We start from the raw sequence: 21,394 nt of genomic DNA, 5'->3' as shown, positions 1-21,394 counted from the left end.
TCCCTCCTGTGGCCCGCTACGCAAGTGCCAGCGCTGCGCCCAGAAATCCGGCCAGGGATTTCATGAGGTCGACATGGATGTCCTGGAGATCGCTGTCACCGGGCGCGTCGACGGCGAGAACACCGAATTCCCGGCTGCCCGCCACCACCGGTACGGCGATGACGGACCGGTATGTCGTACTGAACTGATCGACCTTGCTCACGAGGCGGGTCCCCTTGCCGACATGGTACGGCGCCCCGCGCTCCAGGATGTCGTGGAGAAAATGGCTGCCGGCCGCGCCGTCGATGATCGGGCGTGGTGTGGGCGGGGCGCCGGCCCAGTCCTCCAGCGTGAACTCGTGCCGGGCGCGGTCGGCGAGGCGGTAGAACGCACACCGGGCCCTCGGGAGGTGGGAGGCGGGGTCCGGCTCGGCGGTCAGGACGGCGGCGCCGACAAGGACGGTCCTGCGGATCACCGCGGACTGCGCGGCTTGTGTGCTCGCGAGACCGGCAGGGGGCGTGGCTCCTGTCCCGGAGTAGGCCGCCGCGTACTCCTGGGAGAGCGTCGCCAGTGCCTCGGAGAGCGGGGCGAGCGTCGAGTGATACGTGAGGGCCAGGGCGGCCGCCGCACGCCCCGCTTCTTTCCGGGCGCGCTCCTTCTCCCGTTCGTTCAGGGCGGTTTCACTGGCCGTCACGAGGACGACGGCCACGGCGAGTACGGCACCGACCCGGAGGATGCTCTCGTGGTTCCTGTCTTGCTGGTCCCCGGCCAGTACCGAGGCCACGAACACCCCAGCGGCGAGTGCGCTGGAGCAGCTCAGCAAAAAGAGCTTCAACCCGTATCTGCGAAGCCAGCCCATCCTGCCCCGTCGTGTCCGTTGTGGTGAAGAGTGGCCGGGCACGGGTCCGCTGAACGGACTCGCACCCACCTTGGACAGACGCCGGCTCCCGCACCAAAGTTCCCGCGCTGTAGGTGAGTTGAGGGCGAGGTACCGGCTCGTACCGGACCCCGGCGGTACGCGGCCGCGCGGACGAACCCGTCGCGGCGCGTCTGGCCCGCCACAAGGCGCTGGCCGACCTCGGCACCCCCGTCCTCGACCGAGCCGTCGCGGCCCGGCTGCTGCCCCGGCCGACGGAGCTGGAGCGGACCCGGGCGGAGCCTGCCGCCCGCCGGCTGCGTCATCCGACCGGGGTGCTGGGGGACTGCTTCGAACCAAGCGAACTGGCGGCCCAGAGGCGCCGCCGGCCCCTCCGGCGGAAAAGGACCCGCCGCCCTGGAACCGCCCCCGGTACCCGGCCGACTACCTGTGCCGGGCAGCGTCTGCGGCTCGCCCGCCGCGGATGCGCCCGCTCTTCACCCTCCGCAACATTGGCGGCGCCGATGACGTCCTGACCGGCGTCACCGGCCCCACCGGCCATCGCGCGAGGCTCAGCCGCACCGTCGACATCGGCCACAACGCCCGGAGCATGGCGATGGTCCGCGCCGCCACCATCCCGGCCGGCGGCGCGCTGACCATGACGCCGACCACCCCGGACGTCATGGTCAGCCCACCGCCACGCCTCGCGCCCGGCGACCGGCTCACCTTCACACTGCACTTCCGCGGCAGCCCGTCGCGGACCGTGGGCGCACGGGCGGTACGTCCCGGCGGGTGACCCCGCCGCGCCGGACACCCCAGGGGCCCATGGGCCGGCCCTCGCCCGCCCATGAGCCCCGTCGCCTCCCGCGTGCGGCCCGTCAGGCCACGGCACCCGCGAAAGCGCGCGGCTCCTCGGCCGGTTCGAGGCGCTCCGCCTCCGCCAGCCGTGCGACCAGCGTCTCCCGGGCGCGCGCCACCCGGGAGCGCACGGTCCCCACGGGGCAGCCCATCACCCCGGCCGCCGCCGCGTACGGAAGCCCCAGCAACTGCGTGAGCACAAACGCCTCCCGCCGCTGCGGCGCCAGCGCCGCCAGCAGTTCGGCCAGCGCGACGCCCTCGTCGAACCCCGGCACACCCCGCGGCTGCATCCGCTCCGCGGCCGTCTGCCAGTCGTCCGTCGCGGCCAGCAGCGGCCGCACCGCATGGGACCGGATACGGTCCGCCACCACCCGCCGGGCGATGGTCAGCAGCCAGGTCCGTGCCGACGACCGGCCCTCGAACCGCGGCAGACTGCGCAACGCCCGGACGTAGGTGTCCTGCACCAGGTCGTCGGCCGCCTGCGGATCGCCGCTGAGATGCGTCACATAGCGCCGCACATCGAGCTGGGTGGCCCGCACGAACTGCTCCACGGCCCGCTCGTCCCCGCTACGGGCGGCCAGCGCCCAGCCCGTCACCGCCTCGTCATCCCGCATCGTGCGACCGCCCCTCGCCGCACACCCGCGCGTCGGGGAGGATGGCCGCATGCTCTGCTCGCGCATCCGTACGGCACTCTCCGCCCGCCTCGACGGCGAGGAACTGCCCGCCGGGCTCACCCCCCGCCGGCTCGACGACCACCTCACCGGCTGCCGGGACTGCCGGCGATGGGACGCGCAGGCACGGACCCTGACGGCCGGCCTCGGCCGCGCCACCGCACACCGCGAAGACGACCCGGCGGCCGCCGATGCGCTGCTCGCCCGGCTGCGGTCGGCCTCCGCAGTGCCGGGAGCGGTGTCTCCCGGTACGACGGACCACGGCGGCACACGGGCCGGCTGACGCGGCGGCCCGGGGGCGCCCGCGCTCCTCGGCCGGGGCGCCGGGAGCGGATGCGGGCAGCAGCGCCACCGGCATCCGGACAGGAAACATCATCTGGAGTCCTTCGCATGATCCGGTCGCCGCGCGCGGCGGGACCGGTGATGTCGAAGCCGGGACGTCTGCGGGCGCGCTCGGCGCCCGGCCGTCCGCCGGCTCGGGAATTCGACCGTGCTGTCAGCCGACAGCCGGCTCATGCGGCGGACCCCGCAACGACCTCGTATGCGCCAGCAGCAGCCGCATCACACGCCGCGGCTCCTGACGGGCGGCGCGGACGGCGGGGCGCGGCTCGGGCAACAGGACCCGCAGGACCAGCACCAACGGCGCGAACAGCCGGGCCGACAGGCTCCGTACGAGCCGGAACGCCGCCCGCTCGCCGCCCCACAGCCACCCCGCACTGAGCAGTGCGACCAGCAGGTGGGCCGCCAGCATGCCGATCGCACTGCCGTGCATCCCCGGCATCGGATCCGCGGGGGCCATGCTGCCCATGTGCTCCATGCCGTGCATGTCCGGCATCCGGCTCGCATGATCCATCGAGGACATGGCCGTCATCTGTTGACGCACCAGATGCAGCAGCTGTGCGCTGTCATGGCCGGAGAGCCGCGTCCCCTGTGCGCCGCACAGCCAGGCCTGCGACCACTGCTGCGCGAGCGCACGCCCGCCCCCCGCGGTATGGGAGATGGCCTGGCCGAAAGAGAAGGCAGTGTGCAGGGCCGCCTGGGTACCGACGGTCAGCAACCCCACCACCAGCGGCCCGCGTTCCCGGCCCGCACAGCACCAGGCACCGGCCGCGGTCCCCACCCCGGCGACGAGCAGCATCCACGCGGGTATCACGGCATCCGACATCACCATGTGCCCCAGCGCGGCGAGCAGCACACAGACCGCCGCGAACACCGCGGCCCGTAGCCCCCTGAGAACCTGCCCCGCATCCATGACAGGCCCATCGTTGCACCCCGGCTCTCCGGCGGAACGACAGGGGCCCCGACCTGCTACATCGGCCGGCCGGCGGGCCCGCACGGAGCGGATGCGACCCCGGTCCGAACTCTCGGCCCGGCCCTCCCGATGGCCCGCCAGGGACGTCAGCAGCCCTCATCCAGCAGCAAACGGGGCGCGGTCGGTCACCCGCCACACCCCGTCAGCCGCTGCCGGGCCCTACTTTCACCGAACCGCGGACCCGGTCACCGGAGCGGGGCCCGAGAGCCGGGCCTCAGGGCCGGGGCCCGACGATCTCCGCACCGTCCCGGACGGTGATGGCGACGGCCGGGCAGACATCGGCGGCGTCCAAGGCACGCTCGTCCTCGTCGATCCGTTCCTTCAGCGGACGGGCATGCTCACCGTCCAGGACGAACAGATCGGGTGCGATGGCGGCGCAGGATCCCGAGGCCATGCACTGCTGCGGGTCTATCTCCACCTTCCAGGTCATCAGCTCACCACCCCACCGGCATGACCCGCGGACCGCGCACCAGCATCTGGCTCTTCCACACCACATCGCCGGCCAGCCGCAGTTCAGGGAACCGGGTGATCAGGGCGATGAGGGCCTCCTGAAGCTCCAGACGGGCCAGCGGCGCGCCCAGACAGTGATGGACACCGTGGCCGAACCCGAGGTGCTGGTTGTTCCCGCCCCGGGAGATGTCCAGCGTCCCCGGTGAGTCGAAACGCAGCGCATCCCGGTTGGCGGCGCCCACCGCCACCAGGACCGGGGTGCCGGCCCGCACCAGCGTCCCGCCGACCTCGACGTCCTCCGTCGCATAACGGGGCTGGCTCGCGCCACTGCCCAGCGGTACGAACCGCAGCAACTCCTCCACCGCCCCGTTGATCAGCTCCGGCTGGGCGCGCAGCAGGGCGAGCTGGCCCGGGTGATCCAGCAGCGCCAGCACGAAGTTGGGGATCTGTGTGGCGGTGGTCTCGTGCCCGGCGACCAGAACCCCGACGCACAGGTCGACGAGTTCGAGCTCGGAGAGCCGGTCGTCGACATCCCGGGCGTCGATGAGCGCCGTCATCAGATCGTCCTGCGGGGCGCGCCGGTGCTCGTCGATCAACTGCGCCATATAGGAGCGGAGTTCTGCAAGATTGGCGTCGAATTCCGCCGCGGTCAGGGAACTTGTCGACAGCGCGGCATCGCTCCACACCCGGAACCGCGGCCGGTCCTCGGCCGGCACACCGAGCAGCCGGCAGATCACGGCGACGGGGATGGGCAGCGCGTAACGGTCCACCAGGTCGGCGGGCGGGCCGGCTGCCGCCAACTCGTCGAGCAGCTCGTTGGCCAGCTGCTTGACCTGCGGCCTGAGCTTCTCGACCTGGCGGACGGTGAACGCCTTGGCCACCAGCGTGCGCAGCCGGGTGTGATCGGGCGGGTCCATGCCCAGGATGCCGCTGTCGCGGCGCCCTTCGGACTGCCGGGGCTCGTCGTGCAGGGCGCCCGCGGCGCGGCTGAAGCGCTGGTCGCCGAGGACGAACCGGGCCTCGGCGTACCGGGTGACGAGCCAGGCGGGCTCGCCGTAGGTCATCCGCACCTTCAGCAGCCCGGGACGGTTGCGGGCCTGCTCGTACTCGTCGGAAAGCTCAAGGCTCTCGGGGATATTGAAGGGGTAGGAGAGGGGTGCTGTGTCGGCTGTGGTCATGGTGACCTCCCTTGTGTAAGCACCTGCTTACATAAGGTAGGCCGCCCCGTCGGGGCGGTCAACGATGCATGCTGGCCGTCACCGTGACGGGCCAACGGAGAGGAGCGGCGATGGCGGAGTCCCCGCAGCACGGCGCGGCGAGCACCTACCGCCGGGACGCACAGGGCACCCGGCTGCGGTTGCTCGATGCCGCCTCGGAGTTGTTCGCCGAGCGTGGCTACGAACGGGCGACGGTGCGCGACATCGCCGCCCGCGCCGGAGCCAATCAGGCCCTGCTGTTCCGGTACTTCGGGTCGAAGAAGGCCCTGTTCGGCGAGGTGATGGCGCGTGGCGGCCAGGAGCAGCTGCGTACCACTCCCGCCGAGCGGCTGTTCGAGGTGGCGCTGCGCGGCATGCTGGCCGGCGGCGGGGAGGGCGCCGACCGCTCGCTGGAGGTGTGTCTGCGCTCCATCGGCGGCAGCGACGAGATTGCGGATGCGCTACGGGGGCTGGGGGAGGAGTACGCGGCGGTGCTCGCCACGCTCTCCGAGTCCGACACCGGGAGCCTGCGCGGCGATCTGGCACTGTCCTGGCTGCTGGGAATCGGCCTGATGCGTGTGGTGGTCGGCAAGGAGCCGCTGGCGAGCGCCGATCCGGACACGGTGTGCAGGCTCGTCGTGGGCGCCCTGGGAGGTCTGTTGGAGAGCCTGCCTCAGGACGGGAAGTCCGACGGGGGAAGCGGTGGTATTCCGGAGTGAACCGGCGAGGCCACGGCGTGGACTGTTGCGGTCCGTGCTGCGTTCCAGTGACTCTGCGGCGGGTCGCAAGTCGATGGACAAAACCCCGCTTATTGTCGATTTTGCAGAGAATATTCATTTTCTGCAGAGTCGAGTGAAGGTGGGAACATGCTCCGTTCGATCCCTCGCGGCCTTGCAGTGGCCGGCCTGGCCGCGGCTGCCCTGGTGGTGCCGACGGCAGGCGCCGCCACCGCCGCAACCCCGGTCCCCAACACCTCGCACAGCGCCAAGTGCTACTCGCACCACTGTGACAGGGGCCACTACGGCGACCGGTACCACAACCGACACCACAACCGTCACCACAACCGTCACCACGGCCACCACCACGGTCGCTTCGGACACGGCGGCCACGACGGCTACGACGGCTTCGGCCGTGACAGCAGCCGCCGCGACGGCTTCGGGCGCGACGGCCGTGACAGCGGATACGAGCGCGACGGCTTCGGGCGCGACGGACTGGGCCGCGACGGCAACGCCCGCGACGGCTTCGGCCGCGACGGCTCCGGCCGCGACGGCTCCGGCCTGGGCAGGGACGGGCTGCTCGGCCTCGGGCTGCTCGGGCTCCTCTAGGACCCGTCAGGTAGTCACGCAGGGGCCCGGGATGGCGATCCCGGGCCCTTCGCATGCCGTGCCGCGTTCCGGGTCGCGCGGGCCGGTGGGCTCTTCTGCGGGGCGGGCGGGCCGGGCGGGCCGCCGGAAAGGCCGCACGTCCGCGCTGTCGGCCGGGCTGCCCGGATAAAAGGAGCCTTGCATTCCGCGGGCCGCCCCCACCGCAGCTCACCCTTCAACGTTTTTTGGAGTCAGGTAAATCGTTGTCATGGGGCTTGCGAAGTGGCAGGATTGCCCTGTCGCATCGCGAATGGGGGATTTGCGGCCACTGGGGGACGGGGGGAAGGGTCCCTTCTGCGTAGTGCGCACCTGACCCGTGCGCCGACCGACAAGCCCATGGGTGATCTCGCTGCTGCGGGTGCGCAGCTTTGCGCTGCCCATTTTCAACGGTTTGGATTCTGGTGATAGCGGAAGAAGTTTATGATCTGGTGCTGGATGATCTCTTCATCCGGCTCGACCAACTGGTGCCTGGGAGTTCAGTCTTCCTCAAACTGGAAGGTCTCAATCCTGCCGGTTCGGTAAAGCTGAAGACCGCCGTCGCGCTGGTAGCGGCGGCCGAGGATTCCGGTCGCGGCTTTCCGCGGACCCGGCTGATCGAGTCGACGTCGGGGAACCTCGGCGTCGCCCTGGCGATGGTGTGCGCGGCAAAGGGCTACCCACTGACCTGTGTCACGGATCCCAACGCCAATGTCCAGTCGAGGCGCCTGATGGAGGTCCTCGGCGCCGAAGTGGTGGTCATCGACGTCCGGGACGCCCACGGTGGCTATCTGCAATCGCGCATCGATTACATCGGTGAGCGCCTGCGCCGCGATCCCGATCTCCACTGGCTGAACCAGTACGCCAACCCGGCCGGGCCGCAGGCGCACCGGGACCGCACCGGCCGGGCGATCCTGGAGGAGATCGGTCATATCGACTACGCGTTCATCGGGGCCGGGACGACGGGAACGCTGATGGGCTGCGCGGAGTACCTCCGCCGGCACAGCCCCGCCACCCGGATCATCGCGGTGGACGCCGCGGGCTCCGTGACCTTCGGCGGGCCGGCCGCCCGCCGTCACATTCCGGGCCTGGGAACGAGCAGGCGTCCGGAAATACTGGACACGCGGAATATCGACGATGTGGTGCTCATTCCCGAATCGGATTCCGTCGAGATGTGCAGGATGCTGGCCGAAGAACGCGGACTGCTCCTGGGAGGGTCGACCGGAACGGTTCTGTCCGCCGTGCAGGATGCGGCAAAGAACATCCCGGACGGCAGCGTCGTGGTGGCGATTTCACCGGACTTCGGCGATCGCTATCTGGAGACCATCTACAACGACGCATGGGTGGCGGAACGCTGGCCCGACATATCCGGTCGGCAGATGTCTCAGGCACCTGCCTGAGAAGGGGGAAGCTTTATGTTCAACTTCGATATAGTTGCCGGAGAGACGGTTCGTCACGTCCTCGACGACAAGCGCGCAGACGTTCTCGGTATTGTGCGCAGCGCCTATCAGGCGCATGAGTCCGGAGATTCCATCAATCCGGACAGCTACTTCCTCCGCTTCCCGGAGAAGCCGGATTCCCGGATCATTGCGCTGCCCGCCTTTCTGGGCGCCGATGTTCAGTTGGCCGGTATCAAGTGGATCGCGAGCTTCCCGGGCAACACACGCATCGGAGCCCCGCGGGCATCGGCCGTTCTCCTTCTGAACGACTACGAGACCGGGTATCCGATCGCCTGTCTGGAAGCCGCGAGCATCAGCTCGGCACGCACCGCCGCCTCCGCGGCCGTCGCGGCGACCGCGCTCCGCCCGGACGGCTTCGAGGGGACCCGGATCGCCGTCGTGGGCGGCGGAGTCATCGCGCGCAACATCTGCGACTACCTTGCCGTCGCGGGCTGCGTCCCGGACTCGTACCTCGTCCACGATCTCGACGAGGCGTCCGGACAGGCCCTGGCCGACCACGTGCGCACCACCCAGAACTGCCCGGCCGTCTTCACCGCCGATCTCGATGCCGCGCTGCGGGCGGACACCGTCGTGTTCGCCACGACCGCGCTGGAGCCCTACGTCAGCACGCCGTTCAAGCCCGGCCAGGTCGTTCTCCACGTCTCCCTGCGTGACCTCGCCCCGGAAGTGGTCCTCGCGGCGGACAACGTCCTCGACGACATCGACCACTGCCTCAAGGCGCAGACGTCACCGCACCTCGCCGAGCAGCGCTCGGGCTCCCGTGAGTTCGTGAACGGAACCCTCGCCGGCGTCTTGAACGGCGAGGTGACGCTCTCCCCGGACCGCCCGGTGATCTTCTCGCCGTTCGGCCTGGGCGTGCTCGACCTGGCCGTCGGGGCGTTCGTCCTCGGCGAGGCCCGTAAGGACGGCACCGCCATCGAGGTGCCCAACTTCTTCGGGGAGACCCGCCGGTGGTGAACCACATACCCCGCTCCGTTGCGATCGTGGGTGCCGGATCGCGCGGTCTGGGCGTCTTCGAACGGCTGGTCGCCCACTGCCTGGACCGCCCGGACCCGCTCACCGTCCACCTCATCGACCCACAGCCCTTCGGCGCCGGATTCCACCTGCCCGGCCAGCCCGACCACCTCCTGCTCAACACCGTCTGCGCACAGTTGACGGCCTTTGCCGACGCGGAGATGGTGGACGGGCCCGTACCGCTGCCCGGTCCCTCGCTCCACGCCTGGTGCCGGCGCCGCGACCTGCGGCTGGCGGACGACGGCTACACCGTGCGCGCGGGAGAAGGCCGGGAGATCCAGCCGAACGACTTCCTGCCGCGCAGACTCCTGAGCGAATATCTCGTCTGGGCGGCGGAGGAGATCGCCGCCGCGGCGCCCGAGAGCCTCACACTGGTCCGGCACCGTACGACGGCCGTCGACATCCTCCCCGGTACGTCGGACACCGAGACGGTGGTCCTCGCCGACGGCAGCCGGATCGCCGCGGACGTCGTGTTCGTGACCGTCGGGCACCACACGCTCTACCGGCCCGCGGCACCCGCACCCGACCCACGACTGGTCACCCGCCCCTACCCGTTGCCCGCGGCACTCGACAGCATCGGGCCGGGCGAACGCGTGGCCGTCCTCGGCATGGGGCTGACCGCCATGGACGTCATCGCCACGCTGACGCTCGGCCGCGGCGGCAAGCACACGACGGACGAGCACGGCATGCGCTATCTGCCCAGCGGCCGGGAGCCGTCGATCGTGCTCACCAACCGGTCCGGGATGCCCTCGCGCAGCCGCCCCCGCCTCCACCCGGGACGGGTGCGCTGCGCACCGCTGGCACTGACCACGGACCGTCTCGACACGATCCGTGCCCGCCATGCGGACCGGCGGCTCCGCTTCACCGACAATGTCCTGCCGCTCATCGAGGCCGAGATGGAACTCGCCTACTACCGCACCGTGCTGGCCCGGGAGACGGGCGACGCCCTGGGCGCTGGGCGGGAGCTCACCCGGCGCTGCGCCGGGGCGGGCCACGAGCGGGTACTGGCTGAGCTGCGTGCACAGTTCGGGCCCACCCCGGTGCCGGCGATCCTGTCAGCGGACCTCGCGGACCGGCGGTGGCCGGGGTACGAGGCCTACCTCGACTGGTTCACCGCCGAGGTCGGTGCCGATCTGGCCGAGGCCCGGGACGGCCTCGGTGTGAGCCCGTTGAAGGAGGCCCTGGAGGTCCTCCGCGACCACCGCGATGTCCTGCGGGCGGTCATCGACGCGCCGGGCGTCGACGACGCGTCCTTGGCCACGTTCTTCGGGGAGTTCGCCCCGCTGGTGAACCGGCTGGTGATCGGCCCTCAGCTCGACCGGTCGGCAGAGCTGCTCTCCCTGATCGACGCGGGGATCGTCCGGCTCGGCCCCGGCCCGCAGCCGAAGATCGTCGCACCGGCCGGAGCGGGCCCCTGGCGGCTGGAATCCACCTGCCTGTCCCAGCCGTTGCGGATGGAGGCCGACCACGTGGTGCAGGCGCATGTGGCCGAACCCGGCGCGGACCGTGCGCCCGGGTCCCTGCTCGGCGCGCTCGTCACCGCGGGCCGCCTCCGCACCCTCGCCCACCGCGGGGCCACGGTGCCCGGCCTCGATGTCACCCGCCGGGGCCAGGGCGTCGACCGCACGGGCACCCCGCAGCCGCACCTGTTCTTCCTCGGCCCGCACACCGAGGGATCCAGTTACTACAACCACTATGTGCCCTCGCCCGGCGTGCCCTCCCGTGCGCTGCTGGACGCGGAACTCGCCCTGGGCACAGCTCTGCCGGCACTGATGACGAGGAAGCGATGAACAACAGCGAGACCTTCACCCCGTGGACGCAGGAGTACCGGCCCGAGACGCGCGCCGCGCAGGGCGACGGCTGGCGCTGTCCGACCACGGGCGCCGTGCCGCCCCCCATCGGACTGGGAGCGACCTACGCGCGCGACAACGAGTACCGTGCGCCCGCCGGTCTGGCGTACCTGCGGGATCAGGGAACACCGGGGTACGAGCAGGTCGAGAACGTCGTGGCGGGACTGGAGGGCGGCTCGGACGCGCTCGTCTTCTCGTCCGGTATGGCGGCCGCCACCTCCGTCTTCCAGGTACTGCCCGCCGGTGCACGGGTGGTGGTTCCGCAGACCATGTACTTCGGACTCACCAAGTGGCTCAGGGAGTTCGGCCCCCAGCGCGGTCTGGAGGTCGTGCAGGTACCGATGAACGACCTGGACGCGGTGGCCGCCGCCGTGACCGCCGCCCCGACCGCACTGGTGTGGGCGGAGTCCCCGGCGAACCCCACCTGGACGGTCACCGATATCGCCGCCTGTGCCGAGATCGCACACGGGGCCGGTGCCCTGTTCGGCGTCGACAACACCGTCCCCACCCCGGTGCACTCCAAGCCGTTCGCGCTCGGCGCCGACCTGATCATGCATTCGGGCACCAAGTACCTCAACGGCCATACGGATGTCGTCGCCGGACTGCTCGTCAAGGCGCCGGAGAGCACGGAGGCCAGGGACGCGATCTGGGAGCGGCTCCAGCTGCACCGCCGGCTGACCGGACCGATACTGGGCCCGCTGGAGACCTACCTCCTCATGCGGGGCATCCGCACGCTCTTCCCCCGTATGCGCCAGATCTCCGCCACCGCGATGGCGGTGGCCGAGCACTTCGCGCAGCACCCCCTCATCCGGCGCGTCGCCTACCCGGGCCTGGCCGCCGACCCCGGCCACGAGATCGCCGCCCGCCAGATGACCGGGGGATTCAGTGGCATGCTCTCCCTGCACGTCGACGGTGCATGGCAGCAGTCCCTGCGGACCGCGAACCACTGCGAACTCTTCATCCGTGCCACCTCGTTGGGCGGCGTGGAGAGCCTGATCGAACACCGCTACACCTTCGAAGGGCCGGGTAGTACCTCGCCGAAGGACATGCTGCGCCTGTCCATAGGTCTGGAGAGCCCCGCAGACCTCGTCGCCGACCTCGAACAGGCCCTTGAAAAGGCCGCTAAGGAAGACCGTTGAGTTCCAAGACCCCCACTCCTCACCCCGACGCCGCACCGCCGGACTCCTCCCCGCCGGCGGGCGCCGCGGTGCCGGAGGGCGCCGTCGAGCCCCCGGCCGCCGGGCCGGGGCGCCGGCCCGGCTTCATGCGCGACGCCTCACTGTCCGCCGTGCTCGCGGGTTTCGTCGCCGTCGTCGTGTCCTACTCGGGCCCGCTCGTCATCGTGCTCGCGGCGGCTTCCGCCGGACATCTGGACACCGCCCAGACCAGCTCATGGGTATGGGCCATCTCCATCGGCAGCGGCCTGACCTGCATCGCACTGAGCCTGCGCACCAAGATGCCGGTGATCACCGCATGGTCGACACCGGGCGCCGCCCTGCTGGTCACGAGCCTGGGCGCCTACTCCTACGCCGAAGCCATCGGCGCGTTCCTCATCACCGGACTGGTGATCACCCTGGTCGGCCTGACCGGGGTGTTCGGGTGGCTGATGCGGCAGGTGCCCACCGCCGTCGTCTCCGCCATGCTCGCCGGCATCCTGTTCTCCTTCGGCACAGGAGTCTTCACCTCCCTCAAGACCGCACCGCTCATCGCCGGTTCGGTGCTGCTCGCCTACCTCCTGGGGAAACGGTGGCTGCCGCGGTACGCCGTGCTGGTCGCCCTGGCGGCGGGCGTCGCGGCCAGCGCGGTCAGCTCCCGGCTGGACATCCACCTGGACCGGATCGAACTGGCCAAGCCGGTGCTGACGACCCCGGAGTTCTCGCTCGCCTCCCTCATCGGCATCGCGGTACCGATGATCCTGGCGACGCTCGCCTCGCAGAACGCACCGGGCATGGCCGTGCTCACCGCATCCGGCTACCAGCCCAAGGACCGCCTCCTGATCGGTTCCACGGGCCTGGTCTCCACGCTCCTGGCCCCGTTCGGCTCCCACGCCATCAACCTCGCGGCGATCACCGCCGCGATCTGCACCGGCCCCGAGTCCCACCGCGACCCGCGGCGCCGGTACGTGGCGGGAGTCTCCTGCGGTGCGTTCTACCTCCTCATCGGGGCGTTCGGCTCCACGCTGGTGGTGCTCTTCGCGGGCCTGCCCAAGGAACTGGTGGCGGCGGTCGCCGGAGTCGCGCTGTTCGGCGCCCTGGCCGGCGGCCTGACCGGAGCGGTGAAGGAGGAGAAGGACCGCGAGGCGGCCCTGATCACCTTCCTCGCCACCGCGTCCGGCGTCACCCTCTTCGGCATCGGATCCGCCTTCTGGGGCCTGCTCTTCGGGGTCATCGCCCACCTCGTCCTGACCCGCTGGCGCCGTACGTCCACGGAACCCGCCTCGTGATCTGAGCGGTCGGTCCGTTCTCCCGCGGCGGCCACGGCGGCACCGAGGCCGCGCTGCCGGGCACCTTTGCGTGTCCGGCAGCCCGCGCCGCCGCGGAGCGCCTCCGGCCTGCCGGGCCACCGGCAGAGCGTTTCCGGCCTGCCGGGCCGCCGGGCGCGGTACGGGAACGGTCAGGACGAGCCGGACGACCCCGCGTCGTCCCGCTTCAGATTCGTCACCTTCTGCGGCAGCGGCCCCGCCCCGTCGGCGAGCGGGGGAGTGGAGCCGGACGTGGTGGTCCCTGCCTTCAGGCTGTCGAGAATGGCCAGCCCCTGGCCGACGATGCCGGAGGCGATCTCGTTCACCCCGTCGGTGCCGTTGAGCACGGTCAGCCGGGAGCCGGAGAGGCCCTCGGCCGCGGCCTTGGCGAGCGCGGGGAGGTTCTCGATGGTGCGGTTGGCGGCGATCAGCTCCTGGTTGCCGTCCCGCAGCGAGCCCGCGAGGGCCGTGTTCGCATCGGCCCGTGCCTGGGCGACGGCCCGCTCGGTGTAGGCGCGGGCATCCGCCTCGAAGCGGACCTGGTCACGCTGTGCCTCGGCCAGGGTGCGCAGCCGGTAGGCCTCGGCGTCCGCCGGGCGGCGCACCTCGGCCTCCAGCCGCTGGGCGGCGAGTGAGGCCTGCCGCTGGGCCAGCGAGGTCTGCTCCTCGATGACCTCCTGCGAGGCCCTGGCCTGCGACAGCGGGCCGGCCTGTGCGGCGCGGGCGTTGTACTGCTCGGTCTCGGCGAGGAAACCGGCCCGCTTGATCGCGGTGTCCCGCTCGTACTCGGCCTTGAGCGCCGCCGCCTGCTGTTCCCGCTCGGTGGCTTCCTGGTCGGCCTTGGCCTGCGCGATCCGGGCCGCGCTGGCGACCGCCGCGGCATGCGGGGCGGCGAGATTCGTGATGTAGCCGGAGGTGTCGGCGATCTCCTGGATCTGGAGGGCGTCGACGACGATGCCGAGCTTCTCCATCTCGGAGTGGCTGCCCTCCTTGACCTCCTGGGCGACCCGGTCCCGCTCCCGGATGATCTGCTCGACGGTCAGCCCGCCGACGATCGACCGCAGGTGACCGGCGAAGATCCGGCCCACCAGCTCCTCCATCGTGGCCTGCTCGTCCAGGAACCGCCGCGCGGCGTTGGCGATCGAGGTCTGGTCGTCACCGACCTTGAAGACGGCGACCGCCCGGACCCCGATCCGGATGCCCTGCTGGGTGACGCAGTCCTCGGAGATCTCCGCCTCCCGCAGCGACAGCGCCAGCACGCTCGCCTTCTGCTTGACGGGCATGACCCAGCAGCCATGACCCGTGACGATACGGAATTGGGCATCCCCGGTCCGGCGCTTCGAGCCGGAGATCAACAGCGCCTCGTTCGGCGCAGGAACATGCCAGAACAACATCGGAAGGCTCCTGGTCCGGTGGAACCGGCCTCGGTCGGTGTGCGGGGACGGCTGCGGGTGACGGAACGCTCACGCGGCCGGCCACGGTCCTTTGGGCGGCCGGTCACGCGGGCAACGGCGCGACGATCACCGACCGCGCCGAGGTGTGGTCCACCACGATGACCTGTGTATGGCGGCTGATGGGCTCGCGGGACCAGGCGGCGAAGGCCTCGCTCCCGCCGCGTACGGGGAGCAGCACCTCGCCCGGTCCGTCGGTCGGGATCGAGACGGTCACCCGCCCGATCACCCCGATCGGGCTGAAGTCCGTGTCATCCGTCGCGCTCACCCGGGCTCCGTCGCTGGTCAAAGCCGCTGCCGGCGCACGAGCCGGGCAGCGGGACATCCTCGACAACTCAACGGTACTCCGGCCGGGACGACGCTTCAGGCCGCCGGCCGGGAGCCTTCGGCGGACACCGGGGTCAGGCGTCGAGACGGGCGGTACGGGCCGCGGGGACGGGCTTTCTCGACGGCAGCACATCGGGCGCACGATGGGGCCGCAGGGCCGTGAGGGCGGTCTCGGTCTCCTCCATCAGCGCGTGGTAGGAGACCAGTCGCTGCCACTCCGGGTCGGCGACCCCGGGTACGGTGGCGGCGCGCTCCGTCCACTGCTTCACGAGCCCGGCGTACACCGGTGTCTGCCTGATGATCTCCGAGGTGATCCACCGCGGCATGTGCCCGGGGCGTGGGAGGGGGGTCTGTCCGTGGCCTGCGACGGTGCCGGAAGAGGGGTCGCTCATGGCCGTAGAAACGATTCTTCCTCCCTGGAGTCACTGCGTATTTTTGCAGCGGCCCGTACTGACACCGTGGAGGCAAGGGCGTATCTCTCTCGAATATCACCTTATGCAGTGATCTATAGCCGGGAAGCGGTCCAATCCGGGCGAGGAAACGTTGTCGCAGTCATGGAACCGAGGGAGTTGTGGGAGCGCCATGCCGTACTCGCACAGGCGTTTTGCAGCAGCGATGACGAGGTCCGCCGTACGCAGGGGCTCCTTGACGAGGCCGAGGCCCGCCGTTCGCGGACCCTGGCCGCCTTCGCCGTGACCGTGGGCAGCGACGCGGTGGTGGCGGAGTTGCTCGGCCTGGAAGAGCGCGAAGTGCGCCTGGCCCGCCGCACGGTGGGCAAGGAAGACGCCCGCGCGGTTGCGCAGAGCCTGCTCGCCCAGGCCCCGCGCGAGCAGCCCCCGGCCCAGCAGGCCGCCACGCACCCGGCCACGCCCCCCGCGCAGCCCGCACCCCCCACGACGCCGCTCGCGACCCATCCCGCGGCCCCGGCAACGGCGGCCCCGGCCCCGGCGCCCGCCCCCCAGCTCACCGAGCCCGCCTGGGCCCCCGCCCTGGACGCCGTCCTGATGAGCAGCTGGCACAACGGAGTTGACCTCACCGCCCTCGCCACCGAACTCGGTCTCGATGTCCGGCTCCTTGTCGCACGCGCCCAACAGCTGTCCGCCGAAAGCCGGCCCGCCCAGCAGGCCCCACCGGACCGCACGGGCCGGCACCGCCGGATGGCCAATCTCCCGCCCTCCCCACCGGCCGAGAGCGCCCATCTCGCCTGGCGTGAGCGGCCGCCGCAGTCCCCACGGGAGCCCTACGAACCGGAGCCCTGGAAGCAGCAGCCGTACCAGAACTACCCGGACCAGCAGGAGTATCAGGAGTACCGGGTGTACGAGGAGCATCCACAGCAGCACCCACACCACGGACACCCCCAGCACCAGCAACAGCACCAACACCACGCACCGCACCAGCAGTACCAACAGCCCCCTCATCCCACCTGGGATGCCAATGCCATCACCGCCGCCCAGCACGACTGGGACGGCATCCTCAGCCAGTGGGAGGCCACCACCTCCACCACGCCACCTCTCTCCGCACCTGGTCAGGGAGGCGTGTGAGGGGCCCCTCCCACGGGCCGCCGAGGTGCACGACGAGCGCCGTGACGCCGATGCCCGACACCGCCTCCAGCAGTCTTCCGGCGTCGATTACAGTGGGCGGCGGGCCGTGACTGGCGCTTGGGTGGAGTACCACCGGGGAGCGGCTCGGCCACTTCTGGCCAGTGCCGCGCGCCTGGGCGATCCGACACGACGCCCAGGAGTACACCATGTCCGAGACCGCCCGCCTCATGGACGGCAGCGCACTGGCCCGCCGCATCGTCGAACAGGCCGCGGAACGCGCGGCGGACCTCACCCGGCGGACCGGAACGTCCCCGTGTCTGGCGACCGTACTGGTGGGCGACGACCCCGCCTCGGTGACGTACGTCCGCATGAAGCGCGCCCGGTGCGAGAAGGCCGGGATCCGCTCCCGGCATGTCGCGCTCCCCGCCGCCACCACGACCGCGGAGCTGGTCGACACGATCACCGCGCTGTCCCACGACCCCGACGTGCACGGCATCCTGCTCCAGCACCCGGCCGGCCCGCACATCGACGAGCGCGCCGCCTTCGAGGCCATCGCCCCCGAGAAGGACGTCGACGGCGTCACCTGCCACTCCTTCGCTGCGATGAGCTTCGGCCTGGACGGCTTCGCCTCCTGCACGCCCGGCGGCATCCTCCGCCTCCTGGACCACTACGACGTCGACCTGGCCGGCAAGCATGCCGTCGTGGTCGGCCGCAGCGCGATTCTCGGCAAGCCCGTCGGGATGCTGCTGCTCGCCCGCAACGCCACCGTCACCTACTGCCACTCCCGCACCACCGACCTCGCGTCGATCACCAAGGAGGCCGATGTCCTGGTCGCCGCCGTGGGGCGGCCCCGCTTCCTGCACGGCGAGCACCTCAAGCCCGGAGCCGTGGTGATCGACGCCGGCTCCAACCCCGGCAACGTCGGTGACGTGGACTTCGACTCGGCGCGTACCCGCGCCTCCCTGATCACCCCGGTCCCCGGCGGCGTCGGCCCGATGACCATCGCCACCCTGCTCACCCAGACCGTCGATGCCGCCACCGCCCAGCTGAAGGCGGTCTGACCGCCGCACGCCCACGTTCCGTAAGGGGCCGAAAGCGTGTGCCCGGCCTGCGGTGATCGTCCTTATGATCGCGAGAGCGGTAGTGATCAGCCCGGAGGGATGAACGTCCATGACGGCACAGCGAGTTGTCATCGTGACGGGCGGCGGTACGGGCGTCGGTGCCGCCACCGCACGGCTGCCGCGGGCGGCCGGACACCAGGCGGTGATCTCCGGCCGGTGCCGCGTGGAGTCGGACGGAGCCGGGTCGGTCGAAAACACCTGCCGGTGCCCTGTTCGTCGGCGCCACATGGCTGACCATCGCGCTGATGAGCCTGGACGACCCGCCGCAGCGGGCCATCGTCGTCGTCAGTGCAGGCCGCTCCCGCAAGATCCATGCTCGCGATCGCCGCCGCGCTCCTGGCCGGGTTCACGGCCGTCACACAGTTCATCGCCTCCGGCAGGGAGTGAGACATCGTCTCGTCGGGTGACACGGGCCCCGAGGGGCCGGTCGGTGGTGACGACGTCGGCGTGCGGCACGGCGGGGGGTCAGGTGCCGGCCGGCTGGGTGGCGCGGGCGAGTTCGCGGCGGAGCCGCATGAAGGGCCGCGGTCGGTTGAGGGCGAGTACCGCGGTCGTGCGTCCGTCGCGTTCGTAGCAGGCGAGGAAGCTGCGGTCGTCGGGGGAGCCCTCGACGAGGCGCGGGGTGTCCGTGGGCAGTCGCCGGCCGGCGAACTGGATGCGTACGCCGTACTGGTCGGACCAGAAGTACGGCAGGCTCCGGTGGGTCGCGACGGTGCTGCCGGCCAGCAGGTTCCGCGCGGCGACGGCGGCCTGTTCGGTGGCGTTGGTCCAGTGTTCGGCGCGGGTGCCGTTCACCCTGGCGACGTCGCCGACGGCCACGACGGCGGGCAGCGGGGTGGCGCAGCCCGCGTCGCACAGCACCCCGTCGTCGAGCGGCAGCCCTGAGTCCGCCAGCCAGGCGGTGTGGGGGCGTACGCCGATGCCGATGACGACCACTTCGGCGGGGAGCAGCCGGCCGTCGGCCAGTTCGACCCCGGTGACGCGGTTCTCGGTGCCGCCGCTGTGCAGCCGGGCGACGCCGGCCCCGGTGAGCAGGGTGACGCCGTGGTCCGCATGGAGAGCGGAGCAGATCCCGGCCATCGTGTCGCCGAGTTGGGGGACGAGGGGGAGCGGGGCGGCCTCGACCACGGTGACGTCGTGGCCGAGGGCGGCGCAGGACGAGGCGACCTCGGCACCGATGAAGCCGCCGCCGATCACCACCACCCTGACCGGGCCCGATGCCAGCTCCGCACGCAGCGCCTGGGCGTCGTCGAGGGTGCGCAGGGTGTGGGCTCCGGCGGGTGCCGGGCCGGGGAGGAGGCGCGGGGTGGCGCCGGTGGCGATGACCAGGCCGTCGGTGGTCAGGGACCGGCCGCCGTCGAGGAGCACGGTGCGCCCGCCGGTGTCGAGGCCGGTGGCCCGGGTGCCCAGCAACCATTCGGCGTCCAGCTCGGCGATCTCCTCGGCGTCGGCCAGGGCCAGTTGACCCTGGTCGGCGGTGGCGCCGGTGAGGAAGTCCTTGGACAGCGGGGGCCTGTCGTAGGGGCCGTGGCACTCGTCCCCGACGATCACCAGGCGTCCGTCGAACCCTTGGGAGCGCAGGGCCCGCGCGGCGTACAGGCCGGCCAGTGAGGCCCCGATGACGGCGACCGACTTCATGCGGCGTTGCCCTCCTCGGCGGCGTGGTGGACGTAGATCATGCCGTTGTCGACGGTCACGGGGTGAGTGCGCACGGCCCGTCGGGCGGGCAGGCAGGTCGCCGCGCCGGTGCGGAGATCGAACGAGGCGGCGTGCAGGGGGCATTCGACCAGGCAGCCTTCCAGCCAGCCGTCCGACAGCGAGGCGTCCTGGTGGGTGCAGGTGTCGTCGATGGCGTACAGCTGCCCGTCGGCGTGGAAGACGGCGATCGGCGGTGCGGTGTCGATGCGTACGGACTCGCCTGTCGGCAGGTCGGCGAGAGGGCAGACAGGAATCACGGGACCCCCTGTAACTGATCGGTATCATCGAGTTTCGCGGTGCGCACGATGAAGCGCTATGCGCAACAGAATCCCGATGGGGAGCGGATGCGTCAAGGGATCCCCGGAATTGCCGGACCGCCGCATCCCGCGCGACGGGTCGGTGATCGGGGCGCCCGGTGTGCCGGTGCCTGCCTGCCGACTGGGCGAGGAGTGGCTGCTCGGGGCCGCCAAGGGTGCGGTTGCCGCGGCCGGGGGGCTGTCGCGGCGGCTGGGAGACGCCTGTTGACCTGGTGACGGGCGGGGAAATGGAGGCGGGGGCGGAGCGGGGGATCCGGCCCCGAAGCTGTGTCCAGGGGCGTAACAAGTCCTTTGCCAAGAGTCGGCCCGTACCTCTTGACGGTGCCGATCCGGCGTTCCCACTATGTCTCTCATCGCGCAACCAGTCGTGCAGTGCGCAACACTGAGGGGTAGGGCATGCCACACGAAGTCCATGCCGTCGTCGCGGCGAAACAAGGCGCGCCGGTCGAGCTGCAGACGATTCTGGTGCCGGATCCCGGCCCGGGAGAAGTGCTCGTCGCCGTGCAGGCCTGCGGTGTCTGCCATACCGATCTGCACTACCGGGACGGTGCGATCAACGACGAATTCCCCTTCCTGCTCGGCCATGAGGCGGCCGGTGTCATCGAGTCCGTCGGCCCCGGCGTCACCGGCCTCGACCCTGGTGACTACGTCGTCCTCGCCTGGCGGGCGCCCTGCGGCAACTGCCGCTCCTGCCGCCGCGGACGGCCCTGGTACTGCTTCGACTCCGGCAACGCCACCCAGCCGATGACCCTGAGCGACGGCACCCCGCTCGCCCCCGCGCTCGGCATCGGGGCGTTCGCCGAGAAGACCCTGGTCGCCGCCGGACAGGCGGTCAAGGTCGACCCCAACGCCCGCCCCGAAGCCGCCGGTCTGATCGGCTGCGGAGTGATGGCGGGGTACGGCGCGGCCGTGCACACCGGGGCGGTGGGCAGCGGTGACACCGTCGCCGTCATCGGCTGCGGCGGGGTCGGCAACGCGGCCATCGCCGGTGCCTCGATCGCCGGAGCGCGCCGGGTCATCGCCGTCGACATCGACGACCGGAAGCTGGACGGCGCCACCCGCTTCGGTGCCACCCACACCGTCAACTCCCGTGGTACGGACCCCATCGAGGCGGTCCGGGGACTCACCGGCGGCCATGGCGCCGATGTGGTGATCGACGCGGTCGGCCGCCCCGAGACCTACCGGCAGGGGTTCTACATGCGCGACCTCGCCGGGACCCTGGTCCAGGTCGGCGTCCCCGAACCGGACATGCGCATCGAGCTGCCGCTCATCGACCTCTTCTCGCGCGGCGGCGCCCTGAAGTCCTCCTGGTACGGCGACTGCCTGCCCAGCCGCGACTTCCCCGTGCTCATCGACCGCTACCTCAGCGGACGGCTCGACCTCGGCGGATTCGTCACCGAGACGATCGCCCTGGACGAGGTGGAGTCCGCGTTCGACAAGATGCGCGACGGCCGGGTACTGCGCTCCGTCGTGGTCCTGTAACGGAGTCACC

At 71.3% G+C, this 21,394-nt stretch carries 23 protein-coding genes, 1 pseudogene and 1 riboswitch; of the genes and pseudogenes, 14 read left to right on the top strand and 10 right to left on the bottom strand.

Translation table 11 applies throughout. From position 1 onward, the window contains the following. Window positions 1-16: 16 nt before the first annotated feature. Window positions 17-814, bottom strand: a complete 798-nt coding sequence (locus K7C20_RS03545) for a GAF domain-containing protein (RefSeq protein ID WP_150127198.1) — start codon at window positions 812-814, stop codon at window positions 17-19. A gap of 505 nt (window positions 815-1,319) precedes the next feature. Between K7C20_RS03545 and K7C20_RS03540 the strand changes: the two genes are divergently transcribed. After that, window positions 1,320-1,631 carry a copper chaperone PCu(A)C gene (locus K7C20_RS03540; protein ID WP_052414329.1) on the top strand — a complete coding sequence of 104 codons (312 nt, stop codon included), beginning with the start codon at window positions 1,320-1,322 and terminating at the stop codon, window positions 1,629-1,631. Window positions 1,632-1,713: 82 nt separating this feature from the next. On the opposite strand, the gene K7C20_RS03535 is transcribed toward K7C20_RS03540, so the two are convergent. Next, a complete protein-coding gene (locus tag K7C20_RS03535) occupies window positions 1,714-2,307 on the bottom strand; it encodes a sigma-70 family RNA polymerase sigma factor (protein ID WP_053209068.1) in 594 nt (197 codons plus the stop codon). Window positions 2,308-2,356: 49 nt separating this feature from the next. Between K7C20_RS03535 and K7C20_RS03530 the strand changes: the two genes are divergently transcribed. Continuing rightward, window positions 2,357-2,647 (top strand): zf-HC2 domain-containing protein, encoded by a 291-nt coding sequence (locus K7C20_RS03530; protein ID WP_030083169.1) that lies wholly within the window; start codon window positions 2,357-2,359, stop codon window positions 2,645-2,647. Window positions 2,648-2,860: 213 nt separating this feature from the next. Here the strand turns inward: K7C20_RS03530 and K7C20_RS03525 are convergent, their stop codons facing one another. The 3 genes from K7C20_RS03525 to K7C20_RS03515 form a co-directional block, all read right to left on the bottom strand. Further along, window positions 2,861-3,616, bottom strand: coding sequence for a hypothetical protein (locus tag K7C20_RS03525; protein ID WP_030083167.1), 756 nt, complete (start codon window positions 3,614-3,616; stop codon window positions 2,861-2,863). A gap of 274 nt (window positions 3,617-3,890) precedes the next feature. Next, a complete protein-coding gene (locus K7C20_RS03520; RefSeq protein ID WP_030083164.1) occupies window positions 3,891-4,106 on the bottom strand; it encodes a ferredoxin in 216 nt (71 codons plus the stop codon). A gap of 4 nt (window positions 4,107-4,110) precedes the next feature. Next, window positions 4,111-5,304, bottom strand: a complete 1,194-nt coding sequence (locus K7C20_RS03515) for a cytochrome P450 (protein ID WP_030083162.1) — start codon at window positions 5,302-5,304, stop codon at window positions 4,111-4,113. A 110-nt stretch (window positions 5,305-5,414) separates the two neighbouring features. Between K7C20_RS03515 and K7C20_RS03510 the strand changes: the two genes are divergently transcribed. The 7 genes from K7C20_RS03510 to K7C20_RS03480 all read left to right on the top strand — a co-directional run bounded on the left by K7C20_RS03510 (window position 5,415) and on the right by K7C20_RS03480 (window position 13,429). Further along, on the top strand, window positions 5,415-6,041 hold the full coding sequence (locus K7C20_RS03510) for a TetR/AcrR family transcriptional regulator (RefSeq protein WP_053209067.1): 627 nt from the start codon (window positions 5,415-5,417) through the stop codon (window positions 6,039-6,041). A gap of 147 nt (window positions 6,042-6,188) precedes the next feature. Then, window positions 6,189-6,647, top strand: coding sequence for a hypothetical protein (locus K7C20_RS03505; RefSeq protein WP_063781274.1), 459 nt, complete (start codon window positions 6,189-6,191; stop codon window positions 6,645-6,647). Window positions 6,648-7,114: 467 nt separating this feature from the next. Then, window positions 7,115-8,062, top strand: coding sequence for a 2,3-diaminopropionate biosynthesis protein SbnA (gene sbnA / locus K7C20_RS03500; protein ID WP_048829841.1), 948 nt, complete (start codon window positions 7,115-7,117; stop codon window positions 8,060-8,062). A 15-nt stretch (window positions 8,063-8,077) separates the two neighbouring features. Then, window positions 8,078-9,079, top strand: coding sequence for a 2,3-diaminopropionate biosynthesis protein SbnB (gene sbnB / locus K7C20_RS03495; RefSeq protein ID WP_030084749.1), 1,002 nt, complete (start codon window positions 8,078-8,080; stop codon window positions 9,077-9,079). After that, window positions 9,076-10,926, top strand: a complete 1,851-nt coding sequence (locus K7C20_RS03490) for an FAD/NAD(P)-binding protein (protein WP_245171070.1) — start codon at window positions 9,076-9,078, stop codon at window positions 10,924-10,926. The genes sbnB and K7C20_RS03490 overlap by 4 nt, the downstream gene beginning before the upstream one ends. Continuing rightward, window positions 10,923-12,125, top strand: a complete 1,203-nt coding sequence (locus K7C20_RS03485; protein WP_030084745.1) for a trans-sulfuration enzyme family protein — start codon at window positions 10,923-10,925, stop codon at window positions 12,123-12,125. Before K7C20_RS03490 ends, K7C20_RS03485 begins: the two co-directional genes overlap by 4 nt. Continuing rightward, window positions 12,122-13,429, top strand: coding sequence for a benzoate/H(+) symporter BenE family transporter (locus K7C20_RS03480; RefSeq protein ID WP_030084737.1), 1,308 nt, complete (start codon window positions 12,122-12,124; stop codon window positions 13,427-13,429). The genes K7C20_RS03485 and K7C20_RS03480 overlap by 4 nt, the downstream gene beginning before the upstream one ends. Window positions 13,430-13,599: 170 nt before the next feature. On the opposite strand, the gene K7C20_RS03475 is transcribed toward K7C20_RS03480, so the two are convergent. The 3 genes from K7C20_RS03475 to K7C20_RS03465 all read right to left on the bottom strand — a co-directional run bounded on the left by K7C20_RS03475 (window position 13,600) and on the right by K7C20_RS03465 (window position 15,617). Then, the gene (locus tag K7C20_RS03475) at window positions 13,600-14,841 is read right to left on the bottom strand and encodes an SPFH domain-containing protein (protein WP_030084734.1); all 1,242 of its coding nucleotides are present in this window, start codon (window positions 14,839-14,841) and stop codon (window positions 13,600-13,602) included. 103 nt (window positions 14,842-14,944) lie between these two features. Then, a complete protein-coding gene (locus tag K7C20_RS03470; RefSeq protein WP_052414346.1) occupies window positions 14,945-15,166 on the bottom strand; it encodes a hypothetical protein in 222 nt (73 codons plus the stop codon). A gap of 133 nt (window positions 15,167-15,299) precedes the next feature. Continuing rightward, window positions 15,300-15,617, bottom strand: a complete 318-nt coding sequence (locus K7C20_RS03465; RefSeq protein ID WP_030084732.1) for a hypothetical protein — start codon at window positions 15,615-15,617, stop codon at window positions 15,300-15,302. Window positions 15,618-15,779: 162 nt separating this feature from the next. Between K7C20_RS03465 and K7C20_RS03460 the strand changes: the two genes are divergently transcribed. The 3 genes and pseudogenes from K7C20_RS03460 to K7C20_RS38045 all read left to right on the top strand — a co-directional run. Further along, window positions 15,780-16,766: a hypothetical protein gene (locus K7C20_RS03460; protein WP_053209065.1), complete on the top strand. Its 987-nt coding sequence runs from the start codon at window positions 15,780-15,782 to the stop codon at window positions 16,764-16,766. Window positions 16,767-16,862: 96 nt separating this feature from the next. Beyond that, window positions 16,863-16,951, top strand: a riboswitch (ZMP/ZTP riboswitch). A gap of 21 nt (window positions 16,952-16,972) precedes the next feature. Continuing rightward, window positions 16,973-17,827, top strand: a complete 855-nt coding sequence (locus K7C20_RS03455; RefSeq protein WP_030084727.1) for a bifunctional 5,10-methylenetetrahydrofolate dehydrogenase/5,10-methenyltetrahydrofolate cyclohydrolase — start codon at window positions 16,973-16,975, stop codon at window positions 17,825-17,827. Window positions 17,828-17,936: 109 nt separating this feature from the next. Beyond that, a pseudogene (locus tag K7C20_RS38045) lies at window positions 17,937-18,044 on the top strand (dehydrogenase); the annotation flags it as partial. A 308-nt stretch (window positions 18,045-18,352) separates the two neighbouring features. Here K7C20_RS38045 and K7C20_RS03450 read toward each other — a convergent pair. After that, the gene (locus tag K7C20_RS03450) at window positions 18,353-19,525 is read right to left on the bottom strand and encodes an NAD(P)/FAD-dependent oxidoreductase (RefSeq protein ID WP_030084725.1); all 1,173 of its coding nucleotides are present in this window, start codon (window positions 19,523-19,525) and stop codon (window positions 18,353-18,355) included. Next, window positions 19,522-19,842: a bifunctional 3-phenylpropionate/cinnamic acid dioxygenase ferredoxin subunit gene (locus K7C20_RS03445; protein ID WP_030084723.1), complete on the bottom strand. Its 321-nt coding sequence runs from the start codon at window positions 19,840-19,842 to the stop codon at window positions 19,522-19,524. The genes K7C20_RS03450 and K7C20_RS03445 overlap by 4 nt, the downstream gene beginning before the upstream one ends. Window positions 19,843-19,900: 58 nt before the next feature. On the opposite strand from K7C20_RS03445, the gene K7C20_RS03440 reads away from it, so the two are divergent. Both K7C20_RS03440 and K7C20_RS03435 read left to right on the top strand, forming a co-directional pair. Next, complete coding sequence (locus tag K7C20_RS03440) at window positions 19,901-20,110, top strand: hypothetical protein (RefSeq protein WP_150127197.1); 210 nt, start codon at window positions 19,901-19,903, stop codon at window positions 20,108-20,110. 188 nt (window positions 20,111-20,298) lie between these two features. Next, on the top strand, window positions 20,299-21,384 hold the full coding sequence (locus K7C20_RS03435; protein ID WP_053209064.1) for an S-(hydroxymethyl)mycothiol dehydrogenase: 1,086 nt from the start codon (window positions 20,299-20,301) through the stop codon (window positions 21,382-21,384). Window positions 21,385-21,394 lie beyond the last annotated feature (10 nt).

It is taken from the genome of Streptomyces decoyicus (assembly GCF_019880305.1).
Classification (GTDB): Bacteria; Actinomycetota; Actinomycetes; order Streptomycetales; family Streptomycetaceae; genus Streptomyces; species Streptomyces decoyicus.
This window is presented reverse-complemented; position numbering and strand designations above follow the sequence as displayed.